Here is a 26,993-nt window from a genome sequence, read left to right as displayed (position 1 = left end):
ATTACTATTTTATAAAACTGTACTTTTTGTTTTTATATTTAGGTTTGTTGATAGCTTCCCTCAAATTTAATAAGGTATAATATGGAGAATCGTCGACAACCATATTGGCCATCCATGCTGGAATCTCACCTCCAGGATTGACTTCCATCATAAAAGTTACTTCCAATTTTCCCGAGTTCAATTGCGTAGCGCTCCAGTATCCATGTCCTTTAATTGCTACTAAATCTGGATCCACAACTTTGTAATTTTCTAATAAGTTAATTTTAACTAATAGTGTTTTTGTTTTAGAATTCCATTGGAATACATTTTTATAAATACCATCTCTATTTTTATAAGGAAAAGGAGCTTTGGCCTCGGCATAATATATTTGAAGTGAATCTCCAGATCTTTCAAATAACCAAGCTGTTTTAATTTTATAACCCCAATCCAAAAGTCCATCTACATCATACATAACAGATGCAAATTCTTCCACCGTATTATCAAGCAAAACGGTTGCCTTAAATGGCTTGTAGCCAGAATCCCCCGCTTCCTTTGTATAAACTTTTATACCACTAGCATCTTTTTGAAGACTCCAGCCATCTTGCATTTGAGCCATCGAAAATTGAAAAACACAAAGTAATAACAATACAATCAAACTTTTTATTCTATTCATCTTTTACAATACTTATATTATTAGGTATGACATAATTCCATTCTTCCATTGAAAAACGCCATTCATTTTTTAAAACATTCATTTGAGATTCTTTAATGGTATGCGTGTTTTTTTTATAGCTTTTCATACTACTTAAATAAGCTTCTATATTTGGTAAAGCTTCCTGATAACCATTTATTCCCAAATCACTATATATACGTTTTACCTCATCAATCGGATTGATTTCAAATTCATCAAATTTAATTTCAACCAAATGATTCTTAGGAATTAAATCTCTCTGCTCTAAATAGTCACTCATTAAATCCTTATAAACTTGAACGATATGATTATCTACAACTTCTTTAGATATATTCTGTAGTTGCAGATGAGGCATCATTTTGTTAAAGAAATTTTGAGTAGACAAAAATACTTCTACTGGATTTCTATGAATATGAATAAACCTTGCATTTGGAAACATCTGCAATAATTCCTTTACGCGACCTGTATTTGGTGGGTTTTTGGATAAAAATCTTTCCTTATTGGTGTTTTTAATTGCTTTCTTAATAAGCAATTTATACTCATTTTTCCATTTATCTAGTTGCTTCTCTTTAATTCCTGAAAAACGAATAAAACGTTGGTAGTATTCTGGGATTTTTGTTGGAAACATCCAAAAGTAATAAAAGCTAATAGGGGTTTTGTCTCCCAAAGCAAATTCTTCTTCTTGCGGTAAAGACGACCCTAAGGTTACATTATCCCCTGCTCTTTTTCCCGGAATTAATAAGGTGGCAAAACCTTTAAATAAAAGACGTCCTAATTTATTGAAAAGTGTATCTGGAAAAACACTTTGATAAGTAGTTGTGTAAGCCATTTGAGAATCTTGGCTTAGTACATTATGTAAATGGGTTGTACCACTTCTCCAATGTCCTAAAATAAAAATAGGATCCTTCTCTATATTTATATTTTTAAACCTTGGGTTGATAAACAATCTTTCATAGGTTCTAAACGGAAAATTAATAAGATTGACTATTAAAATAATAATAGTTCTTAGATAATATTTAAAGTTAATTTTATTATCACTTATTAATTTTAATACAATATGAAATGAATACCCAACAGCTGGTGGCAGTAAAACTCCTTTTTTGCTATTCTTTTTTTGAGACATGAATCAAATTTATCAAAAAAAAACCTTGAAGATTCAATTTCTCCAAGGTTTTTGTATTGTTTATTTATTGTAATAATTAATCGTTAGTTGGAGTTGCTTTTTTGCTTCTATTTTTAAACGTATAAGCATAAGCTAAAGAAAACGTAAAGCTTCCCATATGAACAGTACCATAAGTTTCTGTATCGTTTTGTAATGGAATAAATCCATAAGAACCACGCATATCAAATATTAATTCGCTGGTATCATTTAAATTATAAGACACACCACCACCAAACATGGCTCCAAAATCCATGTCTGCAAGATCTTTATCGATGTCTGTAGTAGCAGTCATGTTTTGAGCAGGAAGATCTACCATAATAATAACTGGATTTTCATCAGTACCTGCATTATAAGGAACTTGTACTGCCATTGTTCCAGCTTCATCATAATAAAATTTACTTTCACCTGAAGTTTCTTGTTCTGGACTTAAAATAAATTCTACATATAAACCTGCATTTGCATATACTCCCCATTTATCACCTAAATTCCATTCGTATTTAGCTAAAACTGGAATTCCTATATAATTAAAAACAGCTCTGTTATCAAAATTAGCATAAACTGGAACACCACCAGTTAGTTGACCTAATTGTGGATCTAATTGTGCAGGAGGAATTGGTTGCATCCCATTTCTTTCTCCACCTTTTGTTGCATAGTACAATTCTGTTTTAATAGAAAAGTTTTCAGTTAGACCATAATCTAAAAAAATACCACCATCAAAACCAGCTACTGTTTTATAATCTTTACTGTAGATGTTGTCATCTGTACTTTGAAGGTTTGGTAATCCAACACCTAGGCGGACACCCCATTTAGTTTCTTGTGCAAAAGTTCCTGTCGTAATTAAGACAAGAGCTAACACCATTAGTTTGTTAAAATGTTTCATTTATTATTGTTTTATTTGTTGGTTAATTAGCGGCTAATATAGGAAAAATATATAAAAAGAGGTACCGATAAAAAACACGATATCAGCCATCCTATTTTTTCGATTTCAAAGGAAAAAAACGAGATACTTTTTTTTGATACTCTTTATATTTAGGGTATTTGCTATTACTAATTTCTTCGCTAAAATCTGAACTTCCTTGAAAAAGCACTATCAACAACAGGCAACCAGCAATACTCCAATTAATCCATTGTCCAGATGCTGAAACGCTAAATAAATAGAAGCTCACCCAAACACTCTGTTCGGCAAAATAATTTGGATGTCTAGAGAAAGCCCATAAACCTTTATCTAAAAACCCCTTTTTATAATCCCCAGTCAAAGGCTCATTATTTCTAATCATTTGATGTTTTTTACTTTGAAAACGCCAATGTTGCTCGTCTGCAATAGTTTCATAAACAACAAAAAACAACATGAAGCCGGCTGCTAAATAATCTAAAAATCCAAGAGGAGTTTCATTAAATTGTAAAGCGACAAGTACTGGAAGTGTAAATAATAAAATTAAAATATTCTGGTAACCCGAAATGAAAAATAAATTAAAGAGCGTCCATTTCCATTTAGCTTGGAATTCAGGTTTACTTCTTAAAACCTGCCATCTATAATCTTCTGTACCTTCCCAAAACCTAATTGTAAAAGCACCGTGTCTTGAAAAATTATAGGTTAATCTTATTCCCCAAATAGTAACTAATATGGACATAAGTATTAAGCGAGGAGAATAGTTACCAAAATCTGTAATTACCCAAGTGTAGGCTATGGGTATCAAGCTCCATAATTTATCGACCTGACTTTTATTATCTGTTAATTCTCCAATAACAAAACAATAAATAATAACTCCTAGATTAATATATAAAACAGTTTTTAGGGCTAACCATTCTGTTTCGTTTAATGGGGTTCCGAAGAAATAACTGATAATTGGAACTACTAATAAGGTAGTAATTAATAGCGTTGCAACTTTTATAATATTCATTTAAACTTTTATTTGGTGGGAATAAAAGTAAACAAATTTTTGTAAAAAAAAGAGCTTGAGAATTAACTCAAGCTCTTTAAATACTAACTATTGAAAAATATTATTTTATTTCAACCAATTCTAAATCGAAAGTAAGGTCTTGACCAGCTAAAGGGTGATTTCCATCTACAATAATATGGTCATCATTAACAGCTGATACTCTGAATTGATTTTCAGAACCATCAGGATTTTTAGACGCTAAGCCCATCCCTACTTCAGGAGCCATATCTTGTGGTAATTGTTCTTTTTTAACTTCATGAAATAATTCTTTTTGAACTTCACCATAAGCCTCAGTTTGAGGAATGTTTATAGTCTTCTTCTCATTTAATTTCATATCAATGATCGCTTTTTCGAAACCAGGAATTAACATACCTTGACCAAGAGTTACTTCTAAAGGCTCTCTATCAGCAGAGCTATCAAAAACTTGACCATTGCTTAATTTTCCTGTGTAATGAACTTTTACTGTATCATTTTCTTTTACTTGACTCATATTATATATTTTCTTGTTTAATAAATCTATGCAAAACTATAAATTTATTGAAAGACCATCAACCTTTTATGGGTTAAATCCTTGAGAATTAAGATAAAATTAACGAAATACCACTAAGAAAAGAAAGAATAACCAACTTCTTGCAATTTAATAGGTAGGAAAGCAGAATTATCTTTCAGTCTTAGTATTATTAGCATAACTTAAGTCTAATTAAAAAGCTTTACCGTTTTAAAACAAAAAATCCAACCACTTTCGTGATTGGATTATTCTTGGTCGGGGTGGCAGGATTCGAACCTGCGGCCTCCACGTCCCAAACGTGGCGCGATAACCGGGCTACGCTACACCCCGAATAGTTATCAAAAATTTGAGGTGCAAATATATGGCTTTTCTTTAACAACAAACAACTTTTATTTCTAAATTTATAGAATAAAGATTTTAACTATGAAATTACAATATTCATCCTTCATTATTTTTAGCTTAATAAGTATTTTATCTTGTGGACAAACAAAAAAAGAAACAGCTTCATCAGAAACCTATCAAGTTGTTGTCTCTGAATTAAATATCCCCTGGGGCTTTACTTTTTTACCAGACAATTCTATATTAATAACCGAAAAAAAAGGAGAACTCATTCACTTTAAAGATGGAAAAAAAACACTAATTGAAGGGTTGCCAGAAATAGATGTTCGCGGACAAGGTGGCCTTATGGATATTGAATTACACCCCAATTACACCAAAAATGGATGGATTTACTTTTCTTACGCATCTCCTGAGGGAGAAGGAAAAGGTTCTAACACGGCTATCTTGAGAGCAAAACTTGATGGCAATAAATTAGTTAGTAAAGAAATAATCTATAAAGCATCCCCAAATAGCACAGGTGGACATCATTTTGGTTCCAGAATTGTTTTTGACAAAGCGGGTTACTTATTTTTTACTATTGGAGAAAGAGGAGATGAAGAAACAAATCCTCAAGACTTAACCAGAGATTGTGGTAAAGTTTATAGGTTGTATGATGATGGTAGTATTCCAGAGGACAATCCATTTTACAAAACTCCAAGTGCCAAAAAAGCTATCTTTTCTTATGGAAATAGAAACCCACAAGGCATGAAAGTCCATCCCGAAACTGGAGAAATCTGGACCCATGAACATGGCCCAAAAGGTGGTGATGAGATTAATATTATCAAATCCGGTAAAAATTACGGATGGCCAAAAGTCTCTTATGGCGTTAACTATAGTGGCACAAAAATAACCGATTACACCAGTCTTCCAGGAATGGAACCTCCAATACATTATTGGGTACCTTCCATTGCTCCTAGTGGTATGGCATTTATTTCTAGTGAAAAATATCCTGGTTGGAAAGGTGACTTACTAGTTGGATCCTTAAAATTTCAATATGTTAGCAGATGTATTTTAAAAGATAACAGTGTTATAAGTGAAGAAAAATTATTGGAAGGACTTGGAAGGGTTCGTTCCATAGAACAAGGCCCAGACGGTTATATGTATGTTGGAATTGAAAATCTTGGTATCGTGAAGCTTTTACCTGAAAATTAATAAATTTTATGGTTGGTAAGTTTCAAAGATACCTCCTATATTTCCAATGTAAATACCTAAATTTGTGCTTTAAATAAAACAAACATTCATGCTGATTATAGGAATTGCTGGGGGAACTGGTTGCGGAAAAACAACCGTTGTAAATCAAATTTTAAAAGAATTGCCTGAAGGAGAAGTTGGAGTCATTTCTCAAGATTCTTATTACAAAGACACAACTCACTTAGGCTTTGACGAGAGAGTAAAAATCAATTTCGACCATCCTCGGTCTATAGATTTCGAACTCCTTGAGTCTCATTTAAAGGACTTAAGAGAGGGAAAAGATATTCATCAACCTGTCTATTCTTTTATCAAACATAATAGAACTGGCGATACTATTTTAACGCATCCTAGAAAAGTGATGATTGTAGAAGGGATTTTAATTCTTACAAACCCAGAATTAAGAGAGATGTTCGACATTAAAATTTTTGTGCATGCAGATAGCGACGAACGTTTAATTAGAAGGCTAAAACGTGATATTACAGAACGTGGCAGAGATATTGAAGAGGTGCTTGCCAGATATCAAAACACATTAAAACCAATGCATCAACAGTTTATTGAACCTATGAAGGAATATGCAGATATTATTATTCCTAACAATAAGTACAATACAGTAGCTGTAGATATTGTAAAAACTATTATCAATCAACGCTTAGTATAATGGCTAATAATTCGAGCAAATATTTAAAACCGTTTAAAAACATTTTTGTTTTAATACTTGTTGTATTTGCTGTTTGGATGATTTTTTTTGATGCCAATTCTTGGTTAATTCACAACGAATTAAACTCTGATATTGACGAACTTGAAATTGAAAAAGACTTTTATAAAAACGAAATCACCAAAGACAAAAAAGCAATAAAAATATTAAGTACCGAGGAAGGTGTTGAACAATTGGCTCGTGAAAAATATTATATGAAGAAAGATAATGAAGAAATTTTCATCATTGAGTACCAGGATAGCATAGCAAATAAAGATAAAAATGAGCAATAAATTATTTGAAGAATTTAGCGAAGTTTCATCTAAAGAATGGAAACAAAAAATTCAAGCAGACTTAAAAGGAGCCGATTATAACGAAACCCTTATTTGGAAAACAAATGAAGGAATTGATGTAAAACCCTTTTATCATGCTGACGAATTTTCATCTATGCCAAATGTGTCTTCTTCAGAAGCTACGCAGTGGCAAATTTGTGAAACCATCTTTGTTGCAGATGTTGAAAAATCAAATGTTCGGGCTAGAGGGCTCTTGAATAAAGGAGCCGAAAGTTTAAAATTTATTATTCCTTCAGAAGATATTTCAATTGAATCGCTTTTAAAAGGAATCGACTCAAATAAAACACAGTTATTTTTCGAACTTCATTTTGTGTCTGTTACTTTTACTAATCAACTTTTAGAAGTTGCTTCAAGAGACAAAACAATTATCCTTACTGATATAATTGGAAATCTGGCAAGAAGTGGCAATTGGTTTTCGACATTACAGGAAGATCATAAACAATTTGAAGCTATTGTTACTAATACGGCAACCATTAGTGTTGATGTGTCTTTATACCAAAATGCAGGAGCTACAATTGTACAGCAATTAGCTTATGCTATGGCTCATGTAAACGAATATTTAAATCATTTAAAAGATAAAGAATCTCTTCAAGTAATCTTTAATGTTTCAGTTGGCACCAATTATTTCTTTGAAATCGCAAAACTGAGAGCCTTAAGAGTGCTTTGGCAAACTTTGGCTTCAGAATATGGCATAAATTCAGAATGTCACATTTTTACAATCCCAACTAAACGCAACAAAACCCTTTACGACTATAACACCAACCTACTTCGCACAACAACAGAATGTATGAGTGCTGTTCTTGGTGGCACAAATACCATAAACAACTTGGCTTATGATGCTATTTATCATAAAGACAATGAATTTGGAAACAGAATTTCTAGAAATCAACTTTTAGTTTTAAAACATGAAAGCTATTTCGATAAAGTGAATAATCCTTCAGATGGTGCTTATTATATTGAAAGTCTCACTCAACAATTAGCAGAAAAAGCCTTAGAATTATTTAAGGATATTGAAGCAAATGGCGGTTTCTTAAAACAATTAAAGGAAGGAATTATTCAAAGAAAAATTAAAGATAGTGCCGAAAAAGAACAAACGAAATTTAATAATGGTGAAGAAACTTTATTAGGAACCAATAAACATCCAAATCCTGATGATAAGATGAAGGATGAATTAGAAATATATCCTTTTGTAAAAACCAATCCTAGAAAAACGTTAATCGTACCTATTATAGAAAAAAGATTAGCAGAAACTTTAGAACAAAACAGAATAAAAACTGAGTAAAATCATGAATAAAACACTATTAAAACTTTCAATTATCACCATATGTCTGACACTTTTAAATTGTAAAAAGGACTCAGAATCCTTTAATAATTTTAAGTATGCAACTGAAGAAAATGTGTTGGTTTGCGAAAATTTAAACACCAAATTATATCTTGAAGCTTTGCTTTCTTTTGAAGATGATATTACCGATAAATATAATCCATCAAACAAAGACCTTCGTAGATCTTACTCTTTTTTTACTAGAGATGCGATAGCTGGAAATGCAAATTATCAAGACATCGTATCACCACATACCATGGAAGTTTTTGAAGCTTTAAAAGACGATCAAGACCTTTGGAATGCTGATAATAGTATAAATTACAACTCAGATATTATGACTTGTGTGAGCAACAATTTTAAAAATAAAGGATTACAAACCACTTTCCACGCATTGATTTCTGCAAACAATATGCGTTCAGATTATTTTAGAGCTCCACTTAATAAACATGTAAAAAATTCGAATCAAGACAGATATATGGCAACCTACGTAGCTTTGGATTTGTTTTATGCAAACTTATTTGATGTAGATCCTACACAAGTAACTGAAAAACCAAAGACTCAAAATACTGCAACATCCGAAAACAACGCCAATAACGTTATCTTAAAAGACGAACAAAAAGCTGAATAAATTCAAACACGATTAAAATGTCTAGAAAAAATATTCAACATATCACGCTTCAAGAAGCTAAAAGTCCTAAACTAAAAGCAGATACCATTTTTAAAACTGCTGAAGATATAGATGTAAAATCCACCTATTCTAAAGAAGATTTAAAAGACGTAGAACATTTAAATTTTGTAGCTGGAATTGCACCGTATTTGCGTGGACCTTATAGTACTATGTTTGTTAGAAGACCATGGACTATTCGTCAATATGCAGGTTTTTCTACTGCTGAAGAAAGTAATGCATTTTACAGAAGAAATTTAGCTGCTGGTCAAAAGGGCCTATCCGTGGCTTTCGATCTTGCGACGCACAGAGGTTATGATTCTGATCATGAACGTGTGGTTGGTGATGTTGGAAAAGCAGGTGTTGCTATTGATTCTGTTGAAGACATGAAAATTCTCTTCGACCAGATTCCTCTAGATAAAATGTCGGTTTCCATGACCATGAATGGCGCCGTTTTACCCATTATGGCATTTTATATTGTTGCTGCTGAAGAGCAAGGAGTCAACCCAGAAGATTTAGCTGGAACCATTCAAAACGATATTCTTAAGGAATTTATGGTTAGAAACACGTACATCTACCCTCCTACTCCCTCCATGAAAATAATTTCGGATATATTTGAATATACTAGTAAATACATGCCAAAATTCAATAGTATCAGTATTTCTGGGTACCATATGCAGGAAGCTGGAGCTACCTGCGATATCGAATTGGCTTATACCCTTGCAGATGGACTAGAATACATTCGTAAAGGGTTGGATGCTGGTATGGACATAGACACGTTTGCGCCTAGATTATCTTTCTTTTGGGCCATTGGCATGAACCATTTTATGGAAATTGCAAAAATGAGAGCTGCTAGAATGTTATGGGCCAAAATGGTGAAACAATTCAATCCTAAAAACAAAAAATCTCTAGCTTTAAGAACTCACTGCCAAACCAGTGGTTGGAGTTTAACAGAACAAGATCCTTTTAATAATGTTGCCAGAACCTGTATAGAGGCTGCTGCGGCTGCTTTTGGTGGTACACAATCTTTACATACCAATGCCTTAGATGAAGCTATTGCCTTACCAACAGATTTTTCTGCAAGAATAGCCAGAAACACACAAATATTTCTTCAAGAAGAAACCAAAATCACTAAAACTGTCGATCCTTGGGCAGGCAGTTTTTATGTTGAAAAATTAACACATGATATTGCCCAAAAAGCCTGGGAACTTATTGAAGAGGTTGAAGAACTTGGTGGCATGACCAAAGCTATTGAAGCTGGAATTCCAAAATTACGAATTGAAGAAGCTGCTGCAAGAAAACAAGCTAGGATAGATTCTAACCAAGATATTATTGTAGGAGTTAATAAATACCGATTAGACCAAGAAGATCCAATTTCCACCTTGGAAGTGGACAACCAAACGGTTAGAAACTCTCAAATAGAACGTTTAAATACGATAAAAGCCGAAAGAAATCCTATAAAAGTAAATAAGGCATTAGCCAATTTAACAGAAGCAGCAAGACTTTGGTCTAAAGATTCTAAAGATTCGCTTTTGAAAGGGAATAATAATTTATTAGCTTTAGCTGTTGAAGCGGCTCGAGAAAGAGCTACTTTAGGTGAAATAAGCGATGCTTTAGAAATAGTCTACGGACGTTATAAAGCACAAATTAAATCCTTTTCTGGCGTGTATAGTAAAGAAATTAAAGATGATTCCTCTTTTAGCAAAGCAAGAGAACTTGCCGATAAATTTGCCGAACAAGACGGCAGAAGACCACGTATCATGATTGCCAAAATGGGTCAAGATGGTCACGATAGAGGAGCCAAAGTGGTTGCAACTGGTTATGCCGATGTTGGTTTTGATGTGGACATTGGACCACTCTTCCAAACCCCACACGAAGCTGCCAAACAAGCAGTAGAAAATGATGTCCATATTCTTGGGGTTTCATCCTTGGCTGCTGGACACAAAACTTTAGTACCACAAGTTATTGAAGAGCTTAAAAAATATGGCAGAGACGATATTATGGTAGTTGTTGGTGGCGTGATCCCAAAACAAGATTACCAATATTTATTTGATGCTGGAGCTATGGCTGTTTTTGGGCCTGGAACCAAAATTAGCGATGCTGCTATTCAGATTTTAGAGATATTGATTGATTAAAATAGGTAACAAAAAATAATGAAATCCCAATAACAAACTGCTTAACACAAGTATTTGTGATTATATAATACGTTGTAGCCTTTTGAGGAAACCATCAACTAAAGATTAAATACTCAAAAATATGACTGAAATGACATACAAAATATCCTTTTTATTAGGATTAGTTTTCATTCTAATAGGTCAGATTATAATGTCTCAAGGGAATGATTTTGTGTATGCTCAAAAACCTATTGATTTTGCACATTGGTTTTTGTTAGTTGGAGTGGTTTTACTAATTCCTCAAGTAGTTTCTTTTCCTAAAAAGATATTTAGCTTAATTGGAATACCTTTAACTTTAATAGGCATTACGTGCATTATTGGAATGTGTGTTTTGGATTTTATTTGGTGGAGCTTTCCAAATGAAGAAATGCGTAATGAATTCACTAATCATATCTCACAAGTCCCATCAATTTGGAAAACTTTCATGACCATAGGACCAAGCTCTAAAATTTTTAAGCTTGGTTTATTAATTTTAAGCTTGAATTACTTTCAGAATAATAAGATAGGAATAGTAATTATTTTAATAGCTAATCTCATTTTGTGGCATATTATCCCATTGCCTTTTCGACTGATTTTCGGATATGCGATAACCCTAGTCGGTTTCAGTATAATTTTAATCCAAAGTGGTAAGAAAAACGTGATACTATAAAGAACTGAGTTAAAAAATAAGCAATTTCACTTGACACTTTATCTCCTTTTTGAATAAAACCCAATTGTTCTCTTAAGCCCTTCTTCAGTTGAATATTTTGGTTGAAAATCAAAATCATTTAATGCTTTCTTTGAGGAATACGTAAAATCCGTACACGTATAAGTTACAGCAAACCGACTAAATTTTGGATTATAATGTTTAATTGGTCGAAATAAAACAGCAATACCTTCAGACATACTTCCAATAGCATAAGCTAGCTTTTTAGGTATCCAGGCATTTTTTGGGAAAATCTTATAACCTGCTCCTTCAACAATGTTGTCAAAAAAATGAAAGAAATTATGTCCTTCACTATCAGTAATAAAATAGACTTCTTTCTCAACTTTTTGGTTTCCTGTCCACAAAGCATTTGCAGCTAATACATGTGCATAAGCCATATTGCCTACATAAACATGTTGACATTTAGCTTTCCCATTTCCTAAACGCACATAAAAACCACTCTTTGCCATATCAATTAATGGATCCATGTGATACGGATCGGCTTCGCCATAAACATCTGAAGGTCTTAAAACACATGTTTTTAAGGTAGATGAATGCGCTTCCAAAACGGCTAATTCTCCCAATTTTTTAGATTCGCAATATACAGTTGCATGTGTTTCAGGATAAGGTTGAGATTCATCAATATCTATCAAAGGAAAACCCGTAAAAACAGCATCTAATGAACTTGTATATACCAAATAATTAATGTTGTTTGTCTTACAAGCTTTAATGATATTTATTGTGCCTTCCACATTAATATTCAAAACTTCTTGTCTTGTTTTAGTTCCCCAATCAATAATGGCAGCAGTATGAATAACAAGATCAGCATTTTTACTAGCTTCTGCAACAGCTTTATAATCACAAATAGAACCTTGAATAAAATGAATAACTTCATTTTCAACTCCTTGATATGGCTGTTTATCAAAAACGGTAATTTTCGATGGTTTTAAAGGAGAATCTTCAGCTAATAATTCTTCAACAATCCGACTTCCAATAAAACCAGATCCTCCAGTTAAAAATATATGTGGTTGCTTGTTTTCCATATGCTTTTCATCAATTTATTAGTATCTTGCTCGTAAATACAAGCAACTAAATTACTCATAATAATTGGTTTTGAAAATGACAAAAACAATATACTTAATAAGAGGTAAAAAGACAGAGAGTTATAAAGATTTTAAAGACTATATTCTTCTAATAGCAAATAATTTAGTTGATAAAAACCCAACTATTTTAGCAAAAGTAGTTTTAACCGAAACGCCTCCTCCTACTATTTCAATCATTCCTTTTAAAAAAGACAAAGTGGCTTCAATATCTATAAAAAGTTCAGAAAAAGACTATTTTGATGATTTGATAAACGCAAAAGGATTTGCAGGAGCTTTTGATGTTACAGAAGCACTTCCCGTAGCTTATAATAAAAATTGGGCTGATGGAAAAGTAACTCCAGGCATCTGTTTGTTGACCCTTTTCAATCAAAAAAAATCGATTGATTACAATACGTTTATCGATCGTTGGCATCATAGTCATACACCTCTTTCCTTAAAGATTCATCCACTTACCCATTATGACAGGAATGTCGTTGATGAACGTGGACCAAATAACACTGAAAATTGGGATGGTATTGTTGAAGAACATTGTAGCACCAAAGCTGAATTATTAAATCCTGTAAAATTTTTTGGAGGCCCTCTTAAAATGATTCCAAATATGATTTCAGTTTATACAGATACTAAATCGTTTTTAGATTACGGAACTATTGAAACTTATTTAGCTGCAGAATATCATATAAAAAGTTAGTTTTTACTTTGATGTTTAAACATGGTCAGCATGGTTTTATTTGCTATCGAAGCAGCAAATTTTCGAGGTAATAATCGTGTTAAAATAAAGTAATTCATTCGGTTAGAAAATCCAGGAATATACAAGGCTTTCTTTCCTAATGAATTTAAAGCGCTTTCGGCAACATCTTCAGATTTCATAACCAAAGGTTTTATAAGTCCATAAGTCGGCTTATTTTTTAAATAGGTTGGCGTTAAAGTAGCTCCAGCAATACAAGACATGACATGAATATCTTTTGGTTTTAATTCGTAGTGCAATCCTTCAGCTAAATTCCATGCAAACGCTTTTGTAGCGGCATAAGTTGAAACCAATTGCATACCAATTAATCCTGCTAACGAAGACATTAATAGGATACCTCCAGCTTGTTTTTTATCGACTAATAATTTTGAAAACTGGTGGACTAATTTTAGTTGAGACCTTGTATTAATATCAATAAAACAATCTAATTCTTCTTCAGAATGATTCACGAAAGGTTTAATTAAACTGTAAGCTGCATTGTAAATAAGTAAGCGACAATCTACTTTTTGAATGTCATGCATCATTTTTTTTACAGCATCAGAATCTGATAAATCCAGACATAATTCTATAGTTTCGATATTAAAATCTAATTCAAGTTGTTTGGCTAATGTAGAAAGGGAATTTTGCTTATTATCCACCATAATCAAGTTGATGTTCCTTTTTGCTAAAGCTATGGAGTAGGCTTCTCCTAAACCTTCAGCCGAACCAACAACAATTGCCCAACTTCCGTATTTTTTTTTGAATAGATTGACATCCATATTTATAAAATTCCTTTACTTTTAAGAAAATTAAAAATACACTAATTTCAACCAATGCGTAAACTCCTTTTTGCTTTTTTAAATATTTCGAAATTTTTCAGATCTATTAGATTATCGCTTTCTGGGAAAACAGAAGATGATATTTATAATGAACGCATTGTATCAGGAAAATCTTGGGATGAGTATTGCGATCAATTAAAATTAGCTGGCACCAACTTAAAAGCTTCTGGAACACCTCAAGATGCTTTTTCACAGGCTGAAGGCGTTCGTTATTTAACACGTTTAACCCGAGTTTCACTAGAAGCTTTTGTGGAATATGCCGATCCTTCTTTTCCTATTTTTAAAAGAATGGTGCATGAAACTGTAAAAATGGGAGCTGATAATCCTGATAATTATTATTTCAACGCGCAAATTAGTGGTGAATTTGAATATAAAATCATTGGAAAAAGAAACACAGCACATTATATTGGATTTTTTACCCAGAATGGAAATTATGGAACAACAGGAGGCTTATCGCCATGTGGGGCTTTGGAAGGAAAAGACTTGATTTTAGAAGCCGATGGGAGTTTTGAAATTATTTTAAGCAAAGAAAAAAAAGGTAAGAACTGGCTGAAACTTGAAGACGAAACTGGCATGGTCATGGTTCGTCAGACGTTTTTAAATCGCTTTGAAGAAGTGCCTGCAGAAATTACCATAGAAAATTTAAACGGAAAGAAATCACCCGATGCTATTACCCCAAAATTGATAGATGAAGGTTTAAAAATGGCTGCCATGTTTGTTGCTGGAGCTCCCATATTATTTACACGTTGGGCCAAAGGATTTAAAAAACATGCTAACACCTTACCACAATTCGACCCGAAAGTATCGAATGCGGCAGGAGGCGATGCTAATATTATTTATTATCATAGTTATTGGAATTTAAAAGAAGATGAAGCCTTGGTAATTACGGTTAAACCACCAGCATGCGATAGCTGGAATTTTCAACTAAATAATTATTGGATGGAATCTTTAGATTATCGTTACCACACTATTTGCATTAGCAAAGGCACAGCCGAATATGAACCTGATGGCAGTATAAAAATTATAGTCGCACATAAAAATCCTGAATTAAAAAATTGGTTAAATACCTGTGACCATTTAGAGGGAACTATGTGTTGGAGATGGTATCGATTAGAAAAAGAAGGAACAGAAATTCAACCGACTTGCGAAGTCGTAAAATGGAATAGTTTAAAATAATATGAACGCAGGAACGACATATACTTCGAGTGATTTCAACAAACAACCAGGTTGGTTTAATCTGATAAATAGTGTTTGGTTGAAAACCTATCCTTTAGGAACAAAATCGACTTTAGAAATTGAATGCTTAAAAGAAGCAGCAGTAAAAGCAACAGGATTATCTGATTTTGGTGATTTTTGGGAAGAACCATTGAAAGTAATGCTAAAATCTATCAATGAAGAAGCTAAATTACACCCAATTGGACAGTTTATTGCAAGACAACGCATTATTAATTTATTGGCTGTTAGATTACGGGCAGAAGAGTATTTCAAAAGATATCCTGAAATTTTAGAACAAGAATTATATCCATGTATGGTTATTGTTGGTTTACAACGCACTGGAACTACAAAGTTACAACGCTTGTTAGCTGCAGATCCAGACAATCGTGCTCTCTTAAGTTGGGAAGCTTTAAATCCAGCGCCAATAAAGAACGATGATAAAACAGGAAAAGAGCGCCTTAAGATTGCCCATACAAGTGTCAAAGCCTTGAAACATATGTCTCCTGGATTTTTTGCCATTCACCCTCTTGAATCTGAAGCTCCCGAAGAAGATGTTCTGCTGTTAGATGTTTCATTTTTAAGTACAACAACAGAAGCAACCATGCATGTTCCAACCTATGCTGCTTGGCTAGAAAAAACAGATCAATCACCAGCCTATGAATACATGGTAAAATTACTAAAGTTGTTACAATGGCAAAGACCTGCGAAACGTTGGGTTTTGAAAACACCTCATCATTTAGAGTTTTTACCAATGGCTAAAAAACATTTTGGAGAGGTTCAATTTATTTGGACACATAGAGATGTTCAAGAATGTATTCCGTCCTTTTTAAGTATGGTATCTTATTCTCGCATTTTATTTAGTAAAGAAGTAGAACAAAATGAAGTTGCAAAACACTGGGTGCGGAAAAACGGATATATATTGCAAAAAGCACTGGATTACCGAACCAAAAATGAAGCAGACGTTATATTTACTGATATTTCATATAAGGCATTAGTCAGAGATTCTTTAGACGCTCTTGAAAAAATTTATACTGATCGAGGGGAGATTATTTCACCCGAATTAAAAGCCATTTTTGAAAAATCAAATAATGAAAATCCAAAAGGAAAATATGGCATACATAAATACCATTTAGAAGATTTTGGTGTAGATGAAGCGTATATTAGTGAGTCTACAAAGGAATATCAAGCCTTTCAACAAACATTAGAACAGTAAAAAATGAGTAAAAAAATTAAAAAATACGATAGTCCGATTCAAGCAACTGTTAGCGGAATTTTAGATTTATTCAAAAAAAGAGAACGAGTTGGAATATTACATTCGTCTGATAATCTGACTGGAAAAAAAGTCCTGATTACAGGTTCAAGTTCTGGTTTGGGATTGGCTGTAGCTAAACAATTAGCAAAATTAGATGCTGAAGTTATTATGGCAGTTAGAAGTGGCATTCCTGAAAAAGGTGAAGAAGTTATGAAAGCTTCAGGAAGTGATAAAATTAAAATGCTTTCTGTTGATTTATCTGATTTCAATTCTATAAAAAACTTAACTTCAGAAGTAAAATCCAAGATTGGAAAAATAGATGTATTGATTTGTAATGCTGCTATTGTAGTAAACGAAGCCAGAAAAACTTCAGATGGGTTAGATGAAATGTTTACCGTGAATTATTTATCAAAATTTGTTTTGGTTAATGGCTTATTAGAAGGAGATTGTTTTAATACGAAAGTAGCTTCAATTCCAAAAATTATTTTTATTTCATCTGAAAGTCACCGTAACCCAAAAGCTTTTGAATGGGATACTTTTGGTGAATTCCAAGATCATAAAATGGCTAAAACCGTTGAGCGTTATGGCTATTACAAATTATTACTAACCACATTTGCTCAAGAATTAGAAAGAAGATTGAATACCGAAAAGGTAAACTATTCTGTTTTCGCTTTGTGTCCAGGACCTATAAATTCCAACATTGCACGCGAAGCTCCTAAATTGGTGCAACCTGTTATGAAATTGGTTTTTAAAATCTTTTTTAGTTCACCTGAAAAAGCAGCAGAACCAGTAGTGTATTTAACGGCTTCAAAAGATGTAGAAGGGAAGAATAAAGATTATTTATTTTTAATGAGCAGAAGAGAGGTTGACGACAATGCTTCCGATCCTGAAAATGGAAAACGTTTGTGGGAAATGACCGAAACTTTATTAAAAGAGTCTGTTCAATAGAAAAACCAAATTGATTGTTCTATTATTTGTGAGTATGCTCTTGTAATTAAAGATAATTGAATTAAATAACGTCCAGAATAAAAGTGTTTTACTAAAATTTGTTCCTAATTTTACAGATAGAATTCTAAAATTAAAAGTAAGCACGTGCTTTCAACCAATTTTAGTTCCGAAAATTTCTAAAAAACAAAAACACAAATATTTAAGAATTAATTATTATGAGAAAAACAGTGAATTTAATAATAGGAATATTAGCACTTGGAATTGTTTTTTATAGTTTTTTAGGAAATTCGGAATATACAAGCATATTCGGTTTTGAACTGAATATTTGGATTTATAGATTAATATGGAGTGTGGTTGCCATTCTAATTTTTTACGAATATTCAAAGAAAAAGAAAGTCAGTTAAATTATGATTCTCACATAAATAGGATTGAAAATAATATCGAAATTTAACTAACCCATTTCCATTTAAATTACTTCACCACTTTAATTTCTTTTTGTCTTCCATTTACATATCTAAAACCATTAGGACCTAAAAAACCAGCTTCTTCTAGCATAATACGGATGTCTTTATTCCATTCAGGAATATTTACGGTAGTGTTTAACTCAATAGCATAAACTGTATTTTCATGAAGTGGATAATCTCCAGCTACCGGCACTCCATCTTGAGAATCCCACATTCCAATTGTTGTTCCTGAACTATGTCCATAATTCCCTAAGGGATGTGAGTAAATGGCTGGACGCATACCTTCTTCTCTTCCCTGTGCTAGTGACATTGCTAAAACCTCATTACCTGTTCTCCCTTTTTTAATGTTTCCTGTAAAAATATCTTGAACTCGGTTTCCTTCTGCAAATGCCTTCTTTAAAAATGTTGGAACTTCAGTTTCACCTTCTTTTAATACATAAGCGTGACGTTGGCAGTCTGTATTTAACGTAATGTAGGTGATACCAAAATCGCAGTGTAATAAATCGCCCGGAATAATTACTTTTTCTTCCTCATCTTTAGAAAATGCTGAAACCTGACTTTTTAATTCTTCATCGTCACGTTGTATATCGATTGTTGGATGAAACCACGTTTCTAAGCCAAGATCCGTCACTTTTTGACGCATCCACCATACCACATCATCAGTTGTAGTTACTCCTGGTGTAATTACAGCTGTACTAAAAGCTTCATCAATAATAGCACTTGTAATATCTACAAGTTGGTTGTACAATTCCATCTCTTTAGAGGTTCTAGTTTCGATCCAACCAATAGCTAATTTTTCTGCCGAAACGATACGTGCTTCATATTTAGCAGGAAGAATATCCATAAGTTCAGTGTAATCGGTTTTTACTAAACCATCCACTATTCCATAATGTTCAGAGACATTGATTCCAATAGTTTTAGGATCGCGCTCCTCAATTAATTCTACCAAACGAGCCCATTGGTTTGCTTGTTTCTCTTTATCCCAGGCGGATGTTATATTTTCTCCCACATCATAGCGAGCAACAGCCAATCTTTCTGTGGTATTAGTTGTTTTGTTTTGGTAAAAAACTAAAATAGTGCGACGTCTTGCATTGAGCCAAGTAGCTGGTAACATGGTTCGCATTACAGGATCTTCGTTGTATTCTCTTCCAATAACCAACCACATATCGATATCATTTTCATCCATTAATTTAGGTAGCACATTTTCAAAACGATCTTTTAAAATGGCATCTCGCATGTCTGCACGATCTCTTTCAGGAAGAACTTGTGCATTAGTTGCTGAAAATTTTAAAAGAAAAACGAGACAAAAGCCGACTAAAAGGAAGGAATGGGTTTTCATAGTTAAGTATTTTTGCTAAAGATATTAAAAATGTTAGTGTGAACGGCTAGTAAAACAAACAGCATTTAAAAAAAAAAATTAAGATGTTTGTATCCATATTGAAAGCCAAATGAAAAACGATTACCTCTAATAAATATATAAAATTGTTATTTGGAGCTTTACCTATGGCAGTTACTCGTTTGATAGCTTCCAATTTCTCTTCGGAAAATCCTTGACACCAAACACGCAACTAATCATTTAAAAATCGATATCCAAAAACTTCAAATAACTTACCTTAAAAAGGGTTAAAAAAGACTTCAAAATCTTTAGAAAACAAAAAAATGGTTAACCTTAATGCAACTTAAAAATCACATAACACTTTTTTAACTCTAGATGAACTTATTGAAGAATTTTGTTAAATAGATGCCTTAAACGCGCTTCATATTCCTGTTGATAATAAAATTTTATTACGTAGTAGTACAGGTTGTGTAAAAATAGCTACGGCTCACGCCATTAAAAATTAGTATAAAAAAATAACCCCTTGAAAGGCACTTCAAGGGGTTCACTTAACTAATATCCCGATGACACTTTTATAACTCGTTTTCATCGGTAAAAAACAAGGACTATCTACGCTTTCTTGTTTGCATTGCTTCTAATTTTTGTTTGATTTTTTCTTGTTTTTTTTCTTTCAAATCTACTTTAGGAGCTTTTAAATTTTTTCCTTTAGCCATGATATTATATTTTAATTATTAAAAATTAATTGAAAATAAAACGGCAACCCTAATAATTTAACCTATTCCCTGCGAGTTTAAACTAAGTGTATAACACATAGCATTATTAATTGATGGAATAAAGGTTTCGGGTTGTTTTAAGCACACTCGTGAGTGCTTAAAAATTCGGAAAGATAATTTTAGGTTTTCTAATTGGAGCTATGGGTTGAAGGGCGTGATTTAAATATTCAAACCCAACAAGTCTTGCTTTAAATGAAGCAAAATGAAACTGGACATGTTTTTTATAAACGCTTACCATAATAACACTATTTGTCAATCTCTTGACTGTATTTCTGTAACGTTGCGAACATATACAATATTATTGACATTTCAAATATTACCCTTCAAATTAACCATTCTTTTAAGAAAAATTAATCATAATATCGTTGGATTAAAAGATTTAACTAAATTTAATTCGGATGTATTTGTCCGTAATAAATATTTATTATACATTTGTACTCTAATTAAAGAAATAATATGTTTTCTAAAGCATGCGAATATGGTATTAAAGCGTCTATTTTTATATCGCTTAATTCTTACGAAGAAAAACGAGTAAGCTTAAAAGCCATTGCTAAAGAAATAAATTCACCCGAAGCTTTTACTGCAAAAATACTACAGGATTTGGTAAGACACGATATTATCAATTCTGTAAAAGGTGCTCATGGCGGTTTTGAAATTGATAAAAATGCTATTTCTAGCATCAAATTATCTCAAATAGTAAATGCCATAGATGGAGATGATATCTATAAAGGTTGTGGCTTAGGCTTACACACTTGCGATGAAAATCATCCTTGTCCTGTGCACGACAAATTTAAAAGTGTTAGAGACGAATTAAAGAACATGTTAGAACAAACAAATTTAGAAGAACTGGCATTAGATATTAAATCTGGTATCGCATTTTTAAAGACTTGATTTAAAATGAATACTTATAATCCCAATCTAAAATTGGGATGAGTTGAACTTAAAAAAATTTGATTTAAAATAGGATAAAATTATCCGAATAACAATTTATTATGGAAACATTAAGCAAAGAAACACAAAAACAAATTGGAGAATTTGTTGCCCAAGATTACAGAACTGCAGCCATATTTTCAAAATATGGAATTGATTTCTGTTGTAAAGGACACAGAACAATAGAAGAAGTTTGTACAAAAAACGATATTGATAGCAATCTGCTTTTAACCGACTTAGAAAAAGCCTTATCGACAAACACAGACCAATCCATAGATTACAAATCTTGGCCTTTAGATTTATTAGCAGAGTATATTGAGAAAAAACACCACAGATATGTAGAAGAGAAAACACCTGTAATCCGTCAGTTTTTAGATAAACTTTGTAAGGTTCATGGTAGCACTCATCCTGAATTGTTTAAAATAAATGAACTTTTTACAGCTTCAACAGGAGAATTGGCTTCACACATGAAAAAAGAGGAATTAATTTTATTCCCTTTCATTAAAAAAATGGTAAAAGCAAAATTAGATCAAGGAGCAATTGTTTCTCCACAATTTGGAACAGTTGCTAATCCAATTGCTACCATGATGCAAGAACACGAAAATGAAGGCGAGCGTTTTAGACAAATTGCTGAATTAACAGACAATTATAATCCGCCAGCAGATGCTTGTAACACATACAAAGTAACTTTTGCCATGTTGGACGAATTTGAAAAAGATTTACACTTACATATTCATTTAGAAAATAACATATTATTCCCTGAAGCAGCCAAATTAGAGAAAGCTTTTCTATAAGAATGATTAATAGCAAATGTGTTTTCTAAGACATAATCTGGAAGTCATTTTCCCCAGTGGCTACCAGATTTAAAATAAATATGGTTGATGTTACTAATAGTAATTTCTAAAAACACTTCTCCCGTAACTGATTATAGTTTTAAATTTGTTGATGAGTAAATTTATGTTCATGTAGTTATTAATACCTGAGGAGTGTTTTCCTTTTTAATTACTTTTACCATTAATCTTCTATAAAATATATGCCCAAAAAGCTTGTAATTACTTGCTTAATCAATTTTTTAATTGCTGCCCTTTTAGGATTAGCTTTACGGTACACCTATATATTTCCAATTTCTTTCAACTATAGGTTTTTAACTCATGCACACTCGCACATAGCCATGTTGGGCTGGGTTTATTTAATGATTTTCACCCTTTATGTACACTATTTCATTCCAGATAAAAAGCCCATTTACAACAAGCTTTTTTGGATTACCGAAATAGCTGTTATTGGCATGCTACTAAGTTTTCCTTTTCAAGGTTATGCAGTTGTATCCATCACCTTTTCTACTTTACATATATTCTGTAGTTATTATTTTGCCCGACTTATCTGGAAAAACCATCAAACAGATTCCATGGTTACCCAATATTTGGTTAAAGCCTCACTCATTTTTATGGTTGTTTCAACTCTTGGTGTGTGGGTACTAGGTCCTGCTGTTGGGATTCTTGGGCAAGCTTCGGCATTTTATCAAATTGCCATACAGTTCTTTTTGCACTTTCAATTTAATGGCTGGTTTTTAATTGCCGTTATAGTTGTGCTATTCCATAAACTTCAATTGAAATACTCAAAAGATTTTAGACTGTTTTTTAAATTATTAGTCATTTCAACTATTTTAACTTTTGCCTTACCAATCAATTGGTTTGTTCCACACATCTCTTTATTATGGATAAATGGTCTGGGAGTTTTGCTTCAACTTGCTTCTTTATTTCTGTTTATTAAACTTATAAAACAACCATTAAAAAGTATGATAGCTACAAGTTCCAAAATCATTAGATTCATGCTTCGCTTCGCTTTATTCTGTTTTGTATTAAAAATCGCATCTCAAAGTGTGTCTTTAATTCCAGAGATTTCGAACACGGCATTTCAACATAAAAATCTAGTCATTGGTTTTATACATTTAACTATGTTAGGCGTTATTTCGGGGTTTTTATTCTCTTATATTTTACAAAGCAACTTAGTAACCCAGAATAGAAATTTAAATATTGGGATGGCTATTTTTGTAATAGGATTTATTCTAACCGAACTTATTATAATAAGTCAAGGCTTTATGTTTTACTTCGGAATAGGATTATTACCAAACTATTATCTCTTATTGTTTATAAGCAGTATCTTACTTCCTTTAGGAATTGTAAGTCTTATTTTTAATATTTATAGAACTCGATTATTATGAAATCAAAACCTCAAAAACGACATAAAGCTCTTCAGCCATTAAGTAGAGAGCACCATCATGGCTTACTCCTATCATGGAAAATAAGAAATGGTTTTAATAAAAACATCGACCCCAAGCGCATTAAAACTTATACCGATTGGTTTTTTGAAACCCATTTAATTCCACATTTTGAAATGGAAGAAAAACATATTTTTTCTATTTTAGATAGCGACAATGAATTAATTAAACGAGCCTTAACAGAGCACAGACGCCTTACAAGATTATTTTCTGAAACAGAAGTAGAAGCCAAAACTTTAAGTAAAATTGAAGAAGAATTAGAACAACACATTCGCTTTGAAGAACGCGTACTTTTTCCTGAAATTCAAAAATTTGCTACTGAAGAACAATTATTACAAATAGAAAAAATCCATCATGAAGAGCCTTTTGTGGACAAACTTGATGATGAATTTTGGAAATAAAAAAACCTGCTAGGTTTTAAAAACCTAGCAGGTTTAAATCTAAATTTTAGAAGAGGTTTAATTAGTAGTCTCTTCTTTCTTAAAAGATGTTTTAAATAAAGAAGGCTTCACAGTTATCATAACCCAAGCCCAGTTATTTGTTTCGTCTTTGTCACCTCCTTTTATAACTTGCATACTTTCTGTAGCAAACATTTGAGAATAACCTATTTGAAAATTAATGTCTTTAGAAAATTTATAGCCAAGCATGAAGTCTATTTCGGTTCCTAAGGTATTGCTCATTTCATCTCCCATGTTATCTACAATTGTTGCTGCAGAAGAAAAGAAATGTGGTACTAACGTAGCCGAAAATTTATTTTTCTGGTAAGCAATCGTTGCATTTAGATCTACTAAACCAACTGTGTTTATATGATTTCCTACATAAAAATAATCCATCCAACCATTAAATTTATGATTGGTTCCATACCAAGGATTAAAAGATTCTATTTTATTATCTGTTGAATTCATATCTGTTCCAGATAAATACTCACCACCTAATCCAATATCTAAATTGTCTGTAATGGCATAATGGGCATTTAAAGCAAAGTCGTAAGCACTTAAATCTGCAGTCGCAATTTTTCCTGTTTGAAAGTAGAAGGAAGCATCGGCCTTCAATTTATCCTTACCATAAGTTGCATGAGCACCAAACGTCTGGTTATAATCTACTTGTTGTTCTTCGTCTGAATCTAAGTAAGTCAAACCGTTATTAAGAGCTAAAATACTTAATCCAACGTCACTCAAATTGGTATGGTACCAGACATACTGAAAAGATTTGTAGTTATTAATGGTATAATCTACTTCAAATAGAGATTCATTCTCGGCACTTAATGCTAGACCAAGATCTATTCTGTTGTTTTCGTTAGGCTTAAATGTTACAATAAGCGCGTCGTGGCTACGTGCTTGTTGCGTCCAACCCACATTACCAAACATACGTTGATCGTCGTAAACAATTTCTTGACGTCCCAATTTTACAGAAAATTGGCTATCTAGCATAAGCTCAGCCCAAGCTTGGTGGATGGCTGTTCCATTTGTATCAGATAATGCCAAAGTGGAAACATCTCCCCAAACTCTAACGTTTTGAAGACTAAAATAGACGTTTAACTTTTCGCTATTATAACCAAAATTTAAACGAGTTCGTTGAGAGACAAAGGTCGCCGCGTTTAACGAATCGACTGCTAAAGTTTTATAACCATTTCTGTATTCAAATCTAGGGCGTAATTCTGCAGAGATTTCAAATTCTTGAGCATAGGTTGTCATGCCTAGCCCAATACATAGTATTGCTAGTAATTTTTTCATTTGTAATGTTTTAAGATTTTTTTGCGTTAATAAAACGCTTTCAAGTAGTTATAGCATACTAATTACTATTGAGTTAATTCCAAGATGCTTTCAACGGTTTCTTTATTATCTACTCCCAAACCTTCTTGTTGATGTATGAGTTCTCCTCCGGAATTAAACACACTTATAATATTTGAATGTGAAAAATCTATTGGTGAAATTTGCTTGTATTTCATTGCAAGAACATTTGCAAATTCCCTGACACTTGCTTCTGTACCTTGTAAAAAGGTCCATTGTTCGCCATCCATAAAGTTTTCTATAGCGAATGCTTTTAAGCGCTCTGGCGTATCTGTATTTGGATCGATACTTACTAATACAAAACGAAGATTGTCTAAATTATCTTTAGGTATTTGCGCTTCAATGTTTCTCATATCGGCTACCAATCTTGGACAAGCTGCTTTACAGGTAGTGTAAATCATGACCATGACTAAGGTTTTTCCTTTTAAATCTTCAAGCTGAATTTCTTCGCCTTCTTCCGTATTCCAAGTTGATGTTAAATTAAAAATCGATTCCTCTGAAATTCCATCTTCATCAATTACTATGTCTTCTTGCATTTCAATAGGTTGCAAGTCCATATTGCAAATAGGACAAGATCCTGCTTCGGCATAGGTTTTTTCACCTTCGCATTTCATTGGACATTGAAAGCCTGTTAATTCGTCTGAAATTTTTTCAGTTTTATTGGAATTACAGGAAGCCAAAGCCATCACCATAATAAAAACAGAGAAGTATATTTTTAAGTGTTTCATGTGTTAATTTTATTATTTTTTAAAAGTCACATGGAACAGCCAATTAATCATTCCTCTAGTATTTAACTTTTTAAACATGGCTGTTTCATTTTATTATTGATTTATATCTTGCACACATCTAAACCCTAAATTCTTCATAGAATATTTAGCTTTTAAACTCCCACGAATGGCATAACGCATAAAGGCGGCATAGTTCATTAAATCTGTAGCATTTAAAGAAGCGCTTCCACAAAACAGATCACTATCTTTATCGACATCTTTTCTGGATTCTCCTGTTATTAATACAGAATTAAAATCTAAAGTCCATTCCCAAACCAACCCATGTAAATCGTAAACTCCCCAAGCATTTTTTGGTGATTCTCCAATTATATTTTCGTTAGAACGTGGGGCCTCGTACCAAGCAAGAATTTGTTCGTTATAAGAAGGTTTAACACGAGCGTCTTTTGTAGTTTCATCTGCCATAGCAGCATATTCCCATTCATCGACAGTAGGCAAACGCTTTCCCTGACATTCGCAATAAGCTTTTGCCGCAAACCACGATACATAAGTAACAGGGCTGTTACTATTTTGATCATCTTTTAGCTCTAAATTATTTTTCCAATTGGCCAAATAACTATCATCTGCAAACAATTTTATAACATTCGATTTCTGCCATTTGGGATATTTTTCTACAAAAAGCTCATAATCCTTATTAGTAACAGGATAGATATCCATGTTAAAATCTTTGACTTCAACTACTGTAGAATCTCTTCCATATAGAGGCAAATACCTGCTTCCTTTAATAAAAACCATGCCTTCAGTCTGTCCAAACATGAAGGTTTGAAACACACAACATATAATTATTAAACTGAAGGCTTTGGTTTTCATTTTATT

The 26,993-nt window shown here is 32.6% G+C and carries 26 protein-coding genes and 1 tRNA gene; 15 read left to right on the top strand and 12 right to left on the bottom strand.

What is annotated here, in order from left to right; genetic code table 11:
• Window positions 1–4: 4 nt before the first annotated feature.
• The 6 genes from IEV77_RS15765 to IEV77_RS15740 form a co-directional block, all read right to left on the bottom strand.
• Complete coding sequence (locus IEV77_RS15765; RefSeq protein ID WP_188466571.1) at window positions 5–652, bottom strand: START domain-containing protein; 648 nt, start codon at window positions 650–652, stop codon at window positions 5–7.
• Window positions 645–1,793, bottom strand: a complete 1,149-nt coding sequence (locus tag IEV77_RS15760) for a sulfotransferase family protein (RefSeq protein WP_188466570.1) — start codon at window positions 1,791–1,793, stop codon at window positions 645–647. Before IEV77_RS15760 ends, IEV77_RS15765 begins: the two co-directional genes overlap by 8 nt.
• 76 nt (window positions 1,794–1,869) lie before the next feature.
• Window positions 1,870–2,712, bottom strand: a complete 843-nt coding sequence (locus tag IEV77_RS15755; protein WP_188466568.1) for a porin family protein — start codon at window positions 2,710–2,712, stop codon at window positions 1,870–1,872.
• A 91-nt stretch (window positions 2,713–2,803) separates the two neighbouring features.
• Complete coding sequence (locus tag IEV77_RS15750) at window positions 2,804–3,733, bottom strand: DUF1295 domain-containing protein (protein ID WP_188466566.1); 930 nt, start codon at window positions 3,731–3,733, stop codon at window positions 2,804–2,806.
• A 100-nt stretch (window positions 3,734–3,833) separates the two neighbouring features.
• The gene (locus tag IEV77_RS15745) at window positions 3,834–4,262 is read right to left on the bottom strand and encodes an FKBP-type peptidyl-prolyl cis-trans isomerase (protein ID WP_188466564.1); all 429 of its coding nucleotides are present in this window, start codon (window positions 4,260–4,262) and stop codon (window positions 3,834–3,836) included.
• A 270-nt stretch (window positions 4,263–4,532) separates the two neighbouring features.
• A tRNA-Pro gene (locus IEV77_RS15740) sits at window positions 4,533–4,610 on the bottom strand.
• 93 nt (window positions 4,611–4,703) lie between these two features.
• Between IEV77_RS15740 and IEV77_RS15735 the strand changes: the two genes are divergently transcribed.
• The 7 genes from IEV77_RS15735 to IEV77_RS15705 all read left to right on the top strand — a co-directional run bounded on the left by IEV77_RS15735 (window position 4,704) and on the right by IEV77_RS15705 (window position 11,704).
• Window positions 4,704–5,810, top strand: coding sequence for a PQQ-dependent sugar dehydrogenase (locus IEV77_RS15735; RefSeq protein ID WP_188466562.1), 1,107 nt, complete (start codon window positions 4,704–4,706; stop codon window positions 5,808–5,810).
• A gap of 88 nt (window positions 5,811–5,898) precedes the next feature.
• Window positions 5,899–6,507, top strand: a complete 609-nt coding sequence (gene udk, locus IEV77_RS15730) for a uridine kinase (protein WP_188466560.1) — start codon at window positions 5,899–5,901, stop codon at window positions 6,505–6,507.
• Window positions 6,507–6,836, top strand: a complete 330-nt coding sequence (locus IEV77_RS15725; protein ID WP_188466558.1) for an FtsB family cell division protein — start codon at window positions 6,507–6,509, stop codon at window positions 6,834–6,836. Before udk ends, IEV77_RS15725 begins: the two co-directional genes overlap by 1 nt.
• Window positions 6,826–8,178 (top strand): methylmalonyl-CoA mutase subunit beta, encoded by a 1,353-nt coding sequence (locus IEV77_RS15720; protein WP_188466556.1) that lies wholly within the window; start codon window positions 6,826–6,828, stop codon window positions 8,176–8,178. Before IEV77_RS15725 ends, IEV77_RS15720 begins: the two co-directional genes overlap by 11 nt.
• A 4-nt stretch (window positions 8,179–8,182) precedes the next feature.
• On the top strand, window positions 8,183–8,845 hold the full coding sequence (locus IEV77_RS15715; RefSeq protein WP_188466554.1) for a hypothetical protein: 663 nt from the start codon (window positions 8,183–8,185) through the stop codon (window positions 8,843–8,845).
• Window positions 8,846–8,862: 17 nt separating this feature from the next.
• Entirely contained in the window at window positions 8,863–11,016 is a 2,154-nt protein-coding gene (gene scpA, locus IEV77_RS15710; protein ID WP_188466552.1) for a methylmalonyl-CoA mutase, read from the top strand.
• A gap of 130 nt (window positions 11,017–11,146) precedes the next feature.
• Complete coding sequence (locus IEV77_RS15705) at window positions 11,147–11,704, top strand: hypothetical protein (protein WP_188466550.1); 558 nt, start codon at window positions 11,147–11,149, stop codon at window positions 11,702–11,704.
• A 38-nt stretch (window positions 11,705–11,742) separates the two neighbouring features.
• On the opposite strand, the gene IEV77_RS15700 is transcribed toward IEV77_RS15705, so the two are convergent.
• Window positions 11,743–12,783 carry an NAD-dependent epimerase/dehydratase family protein gene (locus IEV77_RS15700; protein WP_188466548.1) on the bottom strand — a complete coding sequence of 347 codons (1,041 nt, stop codon included), beginning with the start codon at window positions 12,781–12,783 and terminating at the stop codon, window positions 11,743–11,745.
• A 76-nt stretch (window positions 12,784–12,859) separates the two neighbouring features.
• Between IEV77_RS15700 and IEV77_RS15695 the strand changes: the two genes are divergently transcribed.
• Window positions 12,860–13,531, top strand: a complete 672-nt coding sequence (locus tag IEV77_RS15695) for an EthD domain-containing protein (RefSeq protein ID WP_188466545.1) — start codon at window positions 12,860–12,862, stop codon at window positions 13,529–13,531.
• Here IEV77_RS15695 and IEV77_RS15690 read toward each other — a convergent pair.
• Window positions 13,528–14,346 (bottom strand): SDR family NAD(P)-dependent oxidoreductase, encoded by an 819-nt coding sequence (locus IEV77_RS15690; protein ID WP_188466543.1) that lies wholly within the window; start codon window positions 14,344–14,346, stop codon window positions 13,528–13,530. The genes IEV77_RS15695 and IEV77_RS15690 overlap by 4 nt on opposite strands.
• A 54-nt stretch (window positions 14,347–14,400) precedes the next feature.
• Between IEV77_RS15690 and IEV77_RS15685 the strand changes: the two genes are divergently transcribed.
• The 3 genes from IEV77_RS15685 to IEV77_RS15675 are packed head-to-tail and all read left to right on the top strand — an operon-like array spanning window position 14,401 to window position 17,821.
• The gene (locus IEV77_RS15685) at window positions 14,401–15,582 is read left to right on the top strand and encodes a DUF1214 domain-containing protein (protein ID WP_188466541.1); all 1,182 of its coding nucleotides are present in this window, start codon (window positions 14,401–14,403) and stop codon (window positions 15,580–15,582) included.
• A gap of 1 nt (window position 15,583) precedes the next feature.
• Window positions 15,584–16,834, top strand: coding sequence for a sulfotransferase family protein (locus tag IEV77_RS15680; protein WP_188466539.1), 1,251 nt, complete (start codon window positions 15,584–15,586; stop codon window positions 16,832–16,834).
• Between the two features lie 3 nt (window positions 16,835–16,837).
• On the top strand, window positions 16,838–17,821 hold the full coding sequence (locus IEV77_RS15675; RefSeq protein ID WP_188466537.1) for an SDR family NAD(P)-dependent oxidoreductase: 984 nt from the start codon (window positions 16,838–16,840) through the stop codon (window positions 17,819–17,821).
• Window positions 17,822–18,292: 471 nt separating this feature from the next.
• Here the strand turns inward: IEV77_RS15675 and IEV77_RS15670 are convergent, their stop codons facing one another.
• A complete protein-coding gene (locus IEV77_RS15670) occupies window positions 18,293–19,624 on the bottom strand; it encodes a M24 family metallopeptidase (RefSeq protein ID WP_188466535.1) in 1,332 nt (443 codons plus the stop codon).
• A 1,226-nt stretch (window positions 19,625–20,850) separates the two neighbouring features.
• Here IEV77_RS15670 and IEV77_RS15665 point away from each other — a divergent pair.
• The 4 genes from IEV77_RS15665 (at window position 20,851) to IEV77_RS15650 (ending at window position 24,003) form a co-directional block, all read left to right on the top strand.
• Window positions 20,851–21,285 carry an RrF2 family transcriptional regulator gene (locus IEV77_RS15665; protein ID WP_188466533.1) on the top strand — a complete coding sequence of 145 codons (435 nt, stop codon included), beginning with the start codon at window positions 20,851–20,853 and terminating at the stop codon, window positions 21,283–21,285.
• A 101-nt stretch (window positions 21,286–21,386) separates the two neighbouring features.
• Complete coding sequence (gene ric, locus IEV77_RS15660; RefSeq protein WP_188466532.1) at window positions 21,387–22,118, top strand: iron-sulfur cluster repair di-iron protein; 732 nt, start codon at window positions 21,387–21,389, stop codon at window positions 22,116–22,118.
• A gap of 239 nt (window positions 22,119–22,357) precedes the next feature.
• Window positions 22,358–23,545 carry a hypothetical protein gene (locus IEV77_RS15655; RefSeq protein ID WP_188466530.1) on the top strand — a complete coding sequence of 396 codons (1,188 nt, stop codon included), beginning with the start codon at window positions 22,358–22,360 and terminating at the stop codon, window positions 23,543–23,545.
• Window positions 23,542–24,003 carry a hemerythrin domain-containing protein gene (locus tag IEV77_RS15650; RefSeq protein ID WP_188466528.1) on the top strand — a complete coding sequence of 154 codons (462 nt, stop codon included), beginning with the start codon at window positions 23,542–23,544 and terminating at the stop codon, window positions 24,001–24,003. The genes IEV77_RS15655 and IEV77_RS15650 overlap by 4 nt, the downstream gene beginning before the upstream one ends.
• 57 nt (window positions 24,004–24,060) lie before the next feature.
• Here IEV77_RS15650 and IEV77_RS15645 read toward each other — a convergent pair whose 3' ends face one another.
• The 3 genes from IEV77_RS15645 to IEV77_RS15635 all read right to left on the bottom strand — a co-directional run bounded on the left by IEV77_RS15645 (window position 24,061) and on the right by IEV77_RS15635 (window position 26,987).
• A complete protein-coding gene (locus tag IEV77_RS15645) occupies window positions 24,061–25,335 on the bottom strand; it encodes an alginate export family protein (RefSeq protein WP_188466526.1) in 1,275 nt (424 codons plus the stop codon).
• A gap of 65 nt (window positions 25,336–25,400) precedes the next feature.
• Window positions 25,401–26,120, bottom strand: a complete 720-nt coding sequence (locus tag IEV77_RS15640) for an SCO family protein (RefSeq protein ID WP_229736694.1) — start codon at window positions 26,118–26,120, stop codon at window positions 25,401–25,403.
• A gap of 93 nt (window positions 26,121–26,213) precedes the next feature.
• Complete coding sequence (locus IEV77_RS15635; RefSeq protein ID WP_188466524.1) at window positions 26,214–26,987, bottom strand: formylglycine-generating enzyme family protein; 774 nt, start codon at window positions 26,985–26,987, stop codon at window positions 26,214–26,216.
• Window positions 26,988–26,993 lie beyond the last annotated feature (6 nt).

Source organism: Xanthomarina arctica, from assembly GCF_014638915.1.
In the GTDB taxonomy this organism is placed as follows: Bacteria; Bacteroidota; Bacteroidia; order Flavobacteriales; family Flavobacteriaceae; genus Xanthomarina; species Xanthomarina arctica.
Note: the sequence above shows the minus strand (reverse complement) of the source record. Positions and strands in the feature narration are given on the sequence as shown.

Excerpts from the sequence above, each read along its gene's own strand:
- scpA (WP_188466552.1), top strand. The coding sequence starts at position 8,863 with ATGTCTAGAAAAAATATTCAACATATCACGCTTCAAGAAGCTAAAAGT.
- IEV77_RS15640 (WP_229736694.1), bottom strand. The coding sequence starts at position 26,120 with ATGAAACACTTAAAAATATACTTCTCTGTTTTTATTATGGTGATGGCT.
- IEV77_RS15645 (WP_188466526.1), bottom strand. The coding sequence starts at position 25,335 with ATGAAAAAATTACTAGCAATACTATGTATTGGGCTAGGCATGACAACC.
- IEV77_RS15760 (WP_188466570.1), bottom strand. The coding sequence starts at position 1,793 with ATGTCTCAAAAAAAGAATAGCAAAAAAGGAGTTTTACTGCCACCAGCT.
- IEV77_RS15670 (WP_188466535.1), bottom strand. The coding sequence starts at position 19,624 with ATGAAAACCCATTCCTTCCTTTTAGTCGGCTTTTGTCTCGTTTTTCTT.
- IEV77_RS15725 (WP_188466558.1), top strand. The coding sequence starts at position 6,507 with ATGGCTAATAATTCGAGCAAATATTTAAAACCGTTTAAAAACATTTTT.
- IEV77_RS15675 (WP_188466537.1), top strand. The coding sequence starts at position 16,838 with ATGAGTAAAAAAATTAAAAAATACGATAGTCCGATTCAAGCAACTGTT.
- IEV77_RS15655 (WP_188466530.1), top strand. The coding sequence starts at position 22,358 with ATGCCCAAAAAGCTTGTAATTACTTGCTTAATCAATTTTTTAATTGCT.
- IEV77_RS15650 (WP_188466528.1), top strand. The coding sequence starts at position 23,542 with ATGAAATCAAAACCTCAAAAACGACATAAAGCTCTTCAGCCATTAAGT.
- IEV77_RS15680 (WP_188466539.1), top strand. The coding sequence starts at position 15,584 with ATGAACGCAGGAACGACATATACTTCGAGTGATTTCAACAAACAACCA.
- IEV77_RS15705 (WP_188466550.1), top strand. The coding sequence starts at position 11,147 with ATGACATACAAAATATCCTTTTTATTAGGATTAGTTTTCATTCTAATA.
- IEV77_RS15685 (WP_188466541.1), top strand. The coding sequence starts at position 14,401 with ATGCGTAAACTCCTTTTTGCTTTTTTAAATATTTCGAAATTTTTCAGA.
- IEV77_RS15745 (WP_188466564.1), bottom strand. The coding sequence starts at position 4,262 with ATGAGTCAAGTAAAAGAAAATGATACAGTAAAAGTTCATTACACAGGA.
- IEV77_RS15695 (WP_188466545.1), top strand. The coding sequence starts at position 12,860 with ATGACAAAAACAATATACTTAATAAGAGGTAAAAAGACAGAGAGTTAT.
- IEV77_RS15700 (WP_188466548.1), bottom strand. The coding sequence starts at position 12,783 with ATGGAAAACAAGCAACCACATATATTTTTAACTGGAGGATCTGGTTTT.
- IEV77_RS15750 (WP_188466566.1), bottom strand. The coding sequence starts at position 3,733 with ATGAATATTATAAAAGTTGCAACGCTATTAATTACTACCTTATTAGTA.
- IEV77_RS15690 (WP_188466543.1), bottom strand. The coding sequence starts at position 14,346 with ATGGATGTCAATCTATTCAAAAAAAAATACGGAAGTTGGGCAATTGTT.
- IEV77_RS15755 (WP_188466568.1), bottom strand. The coding sequence starts at position 2,712 with ATGAAACATTTTAACAAACTAATGGTGTTAGCTCTTGTCTTAATTACG.
- IEV77_RS15720 (WP_188466556.1), top strand. The coding sequence starts at position 6,826 with ATGAGCAATAAATTATTTGAAGAATTTAGCGAAGTTTCATCTAAAGAA.
- udk (WP_188466560.1), top strand. The coding sequence starts at position 5,899 with ATGCTGATTATAGGAATTGCTGGGGGAACTGGTTGCGGAAAAACAACC.
- IEV77_RS15765 (WP_188466571.1), bottom strand. The coding sequence starts at position 652 with ATGAATAGAATAAAAAGTTTGATTGTATTGTTATTACTTTGTGTTTTT.
- IEV77_RS15735 (WP_188466562.1), top strand. The coding sequence starts at position 4,704 with ATGAAATTACAATATTCATCCTTCATTATTTTTAGCTTAATAAGTATT.
- ric (WP_188466532.1), top strand. The coding sequence starts at position 21,387 with ATGGAAACATTAAGCAAAGAAACACAAAAACAAATTGGAGAATTTGTT.
- IEV77_RS15715 (WP_188466554.1), top strand. The coding sequence starts at position 8,183 with ATGAATAAAACACTATTAAAACTTTCAATTATCACCATATGTCTGACA.
- IEV77_RS15635 (WP_188466524.1), bottom strand. The coding sequence starts at position 26,987 with ATGAAAACCAAAGCCTTCAGTTTAATAATTATATGTTGTGTGTTTCAA.
- IEV77_RS15665 (WP_188466533.1), top strand. The coding sequence starts at position 20,851 with ATGTTTTCTAAAGCATGCGAATATGGTATTAAAGCGTCTATTTTTATA.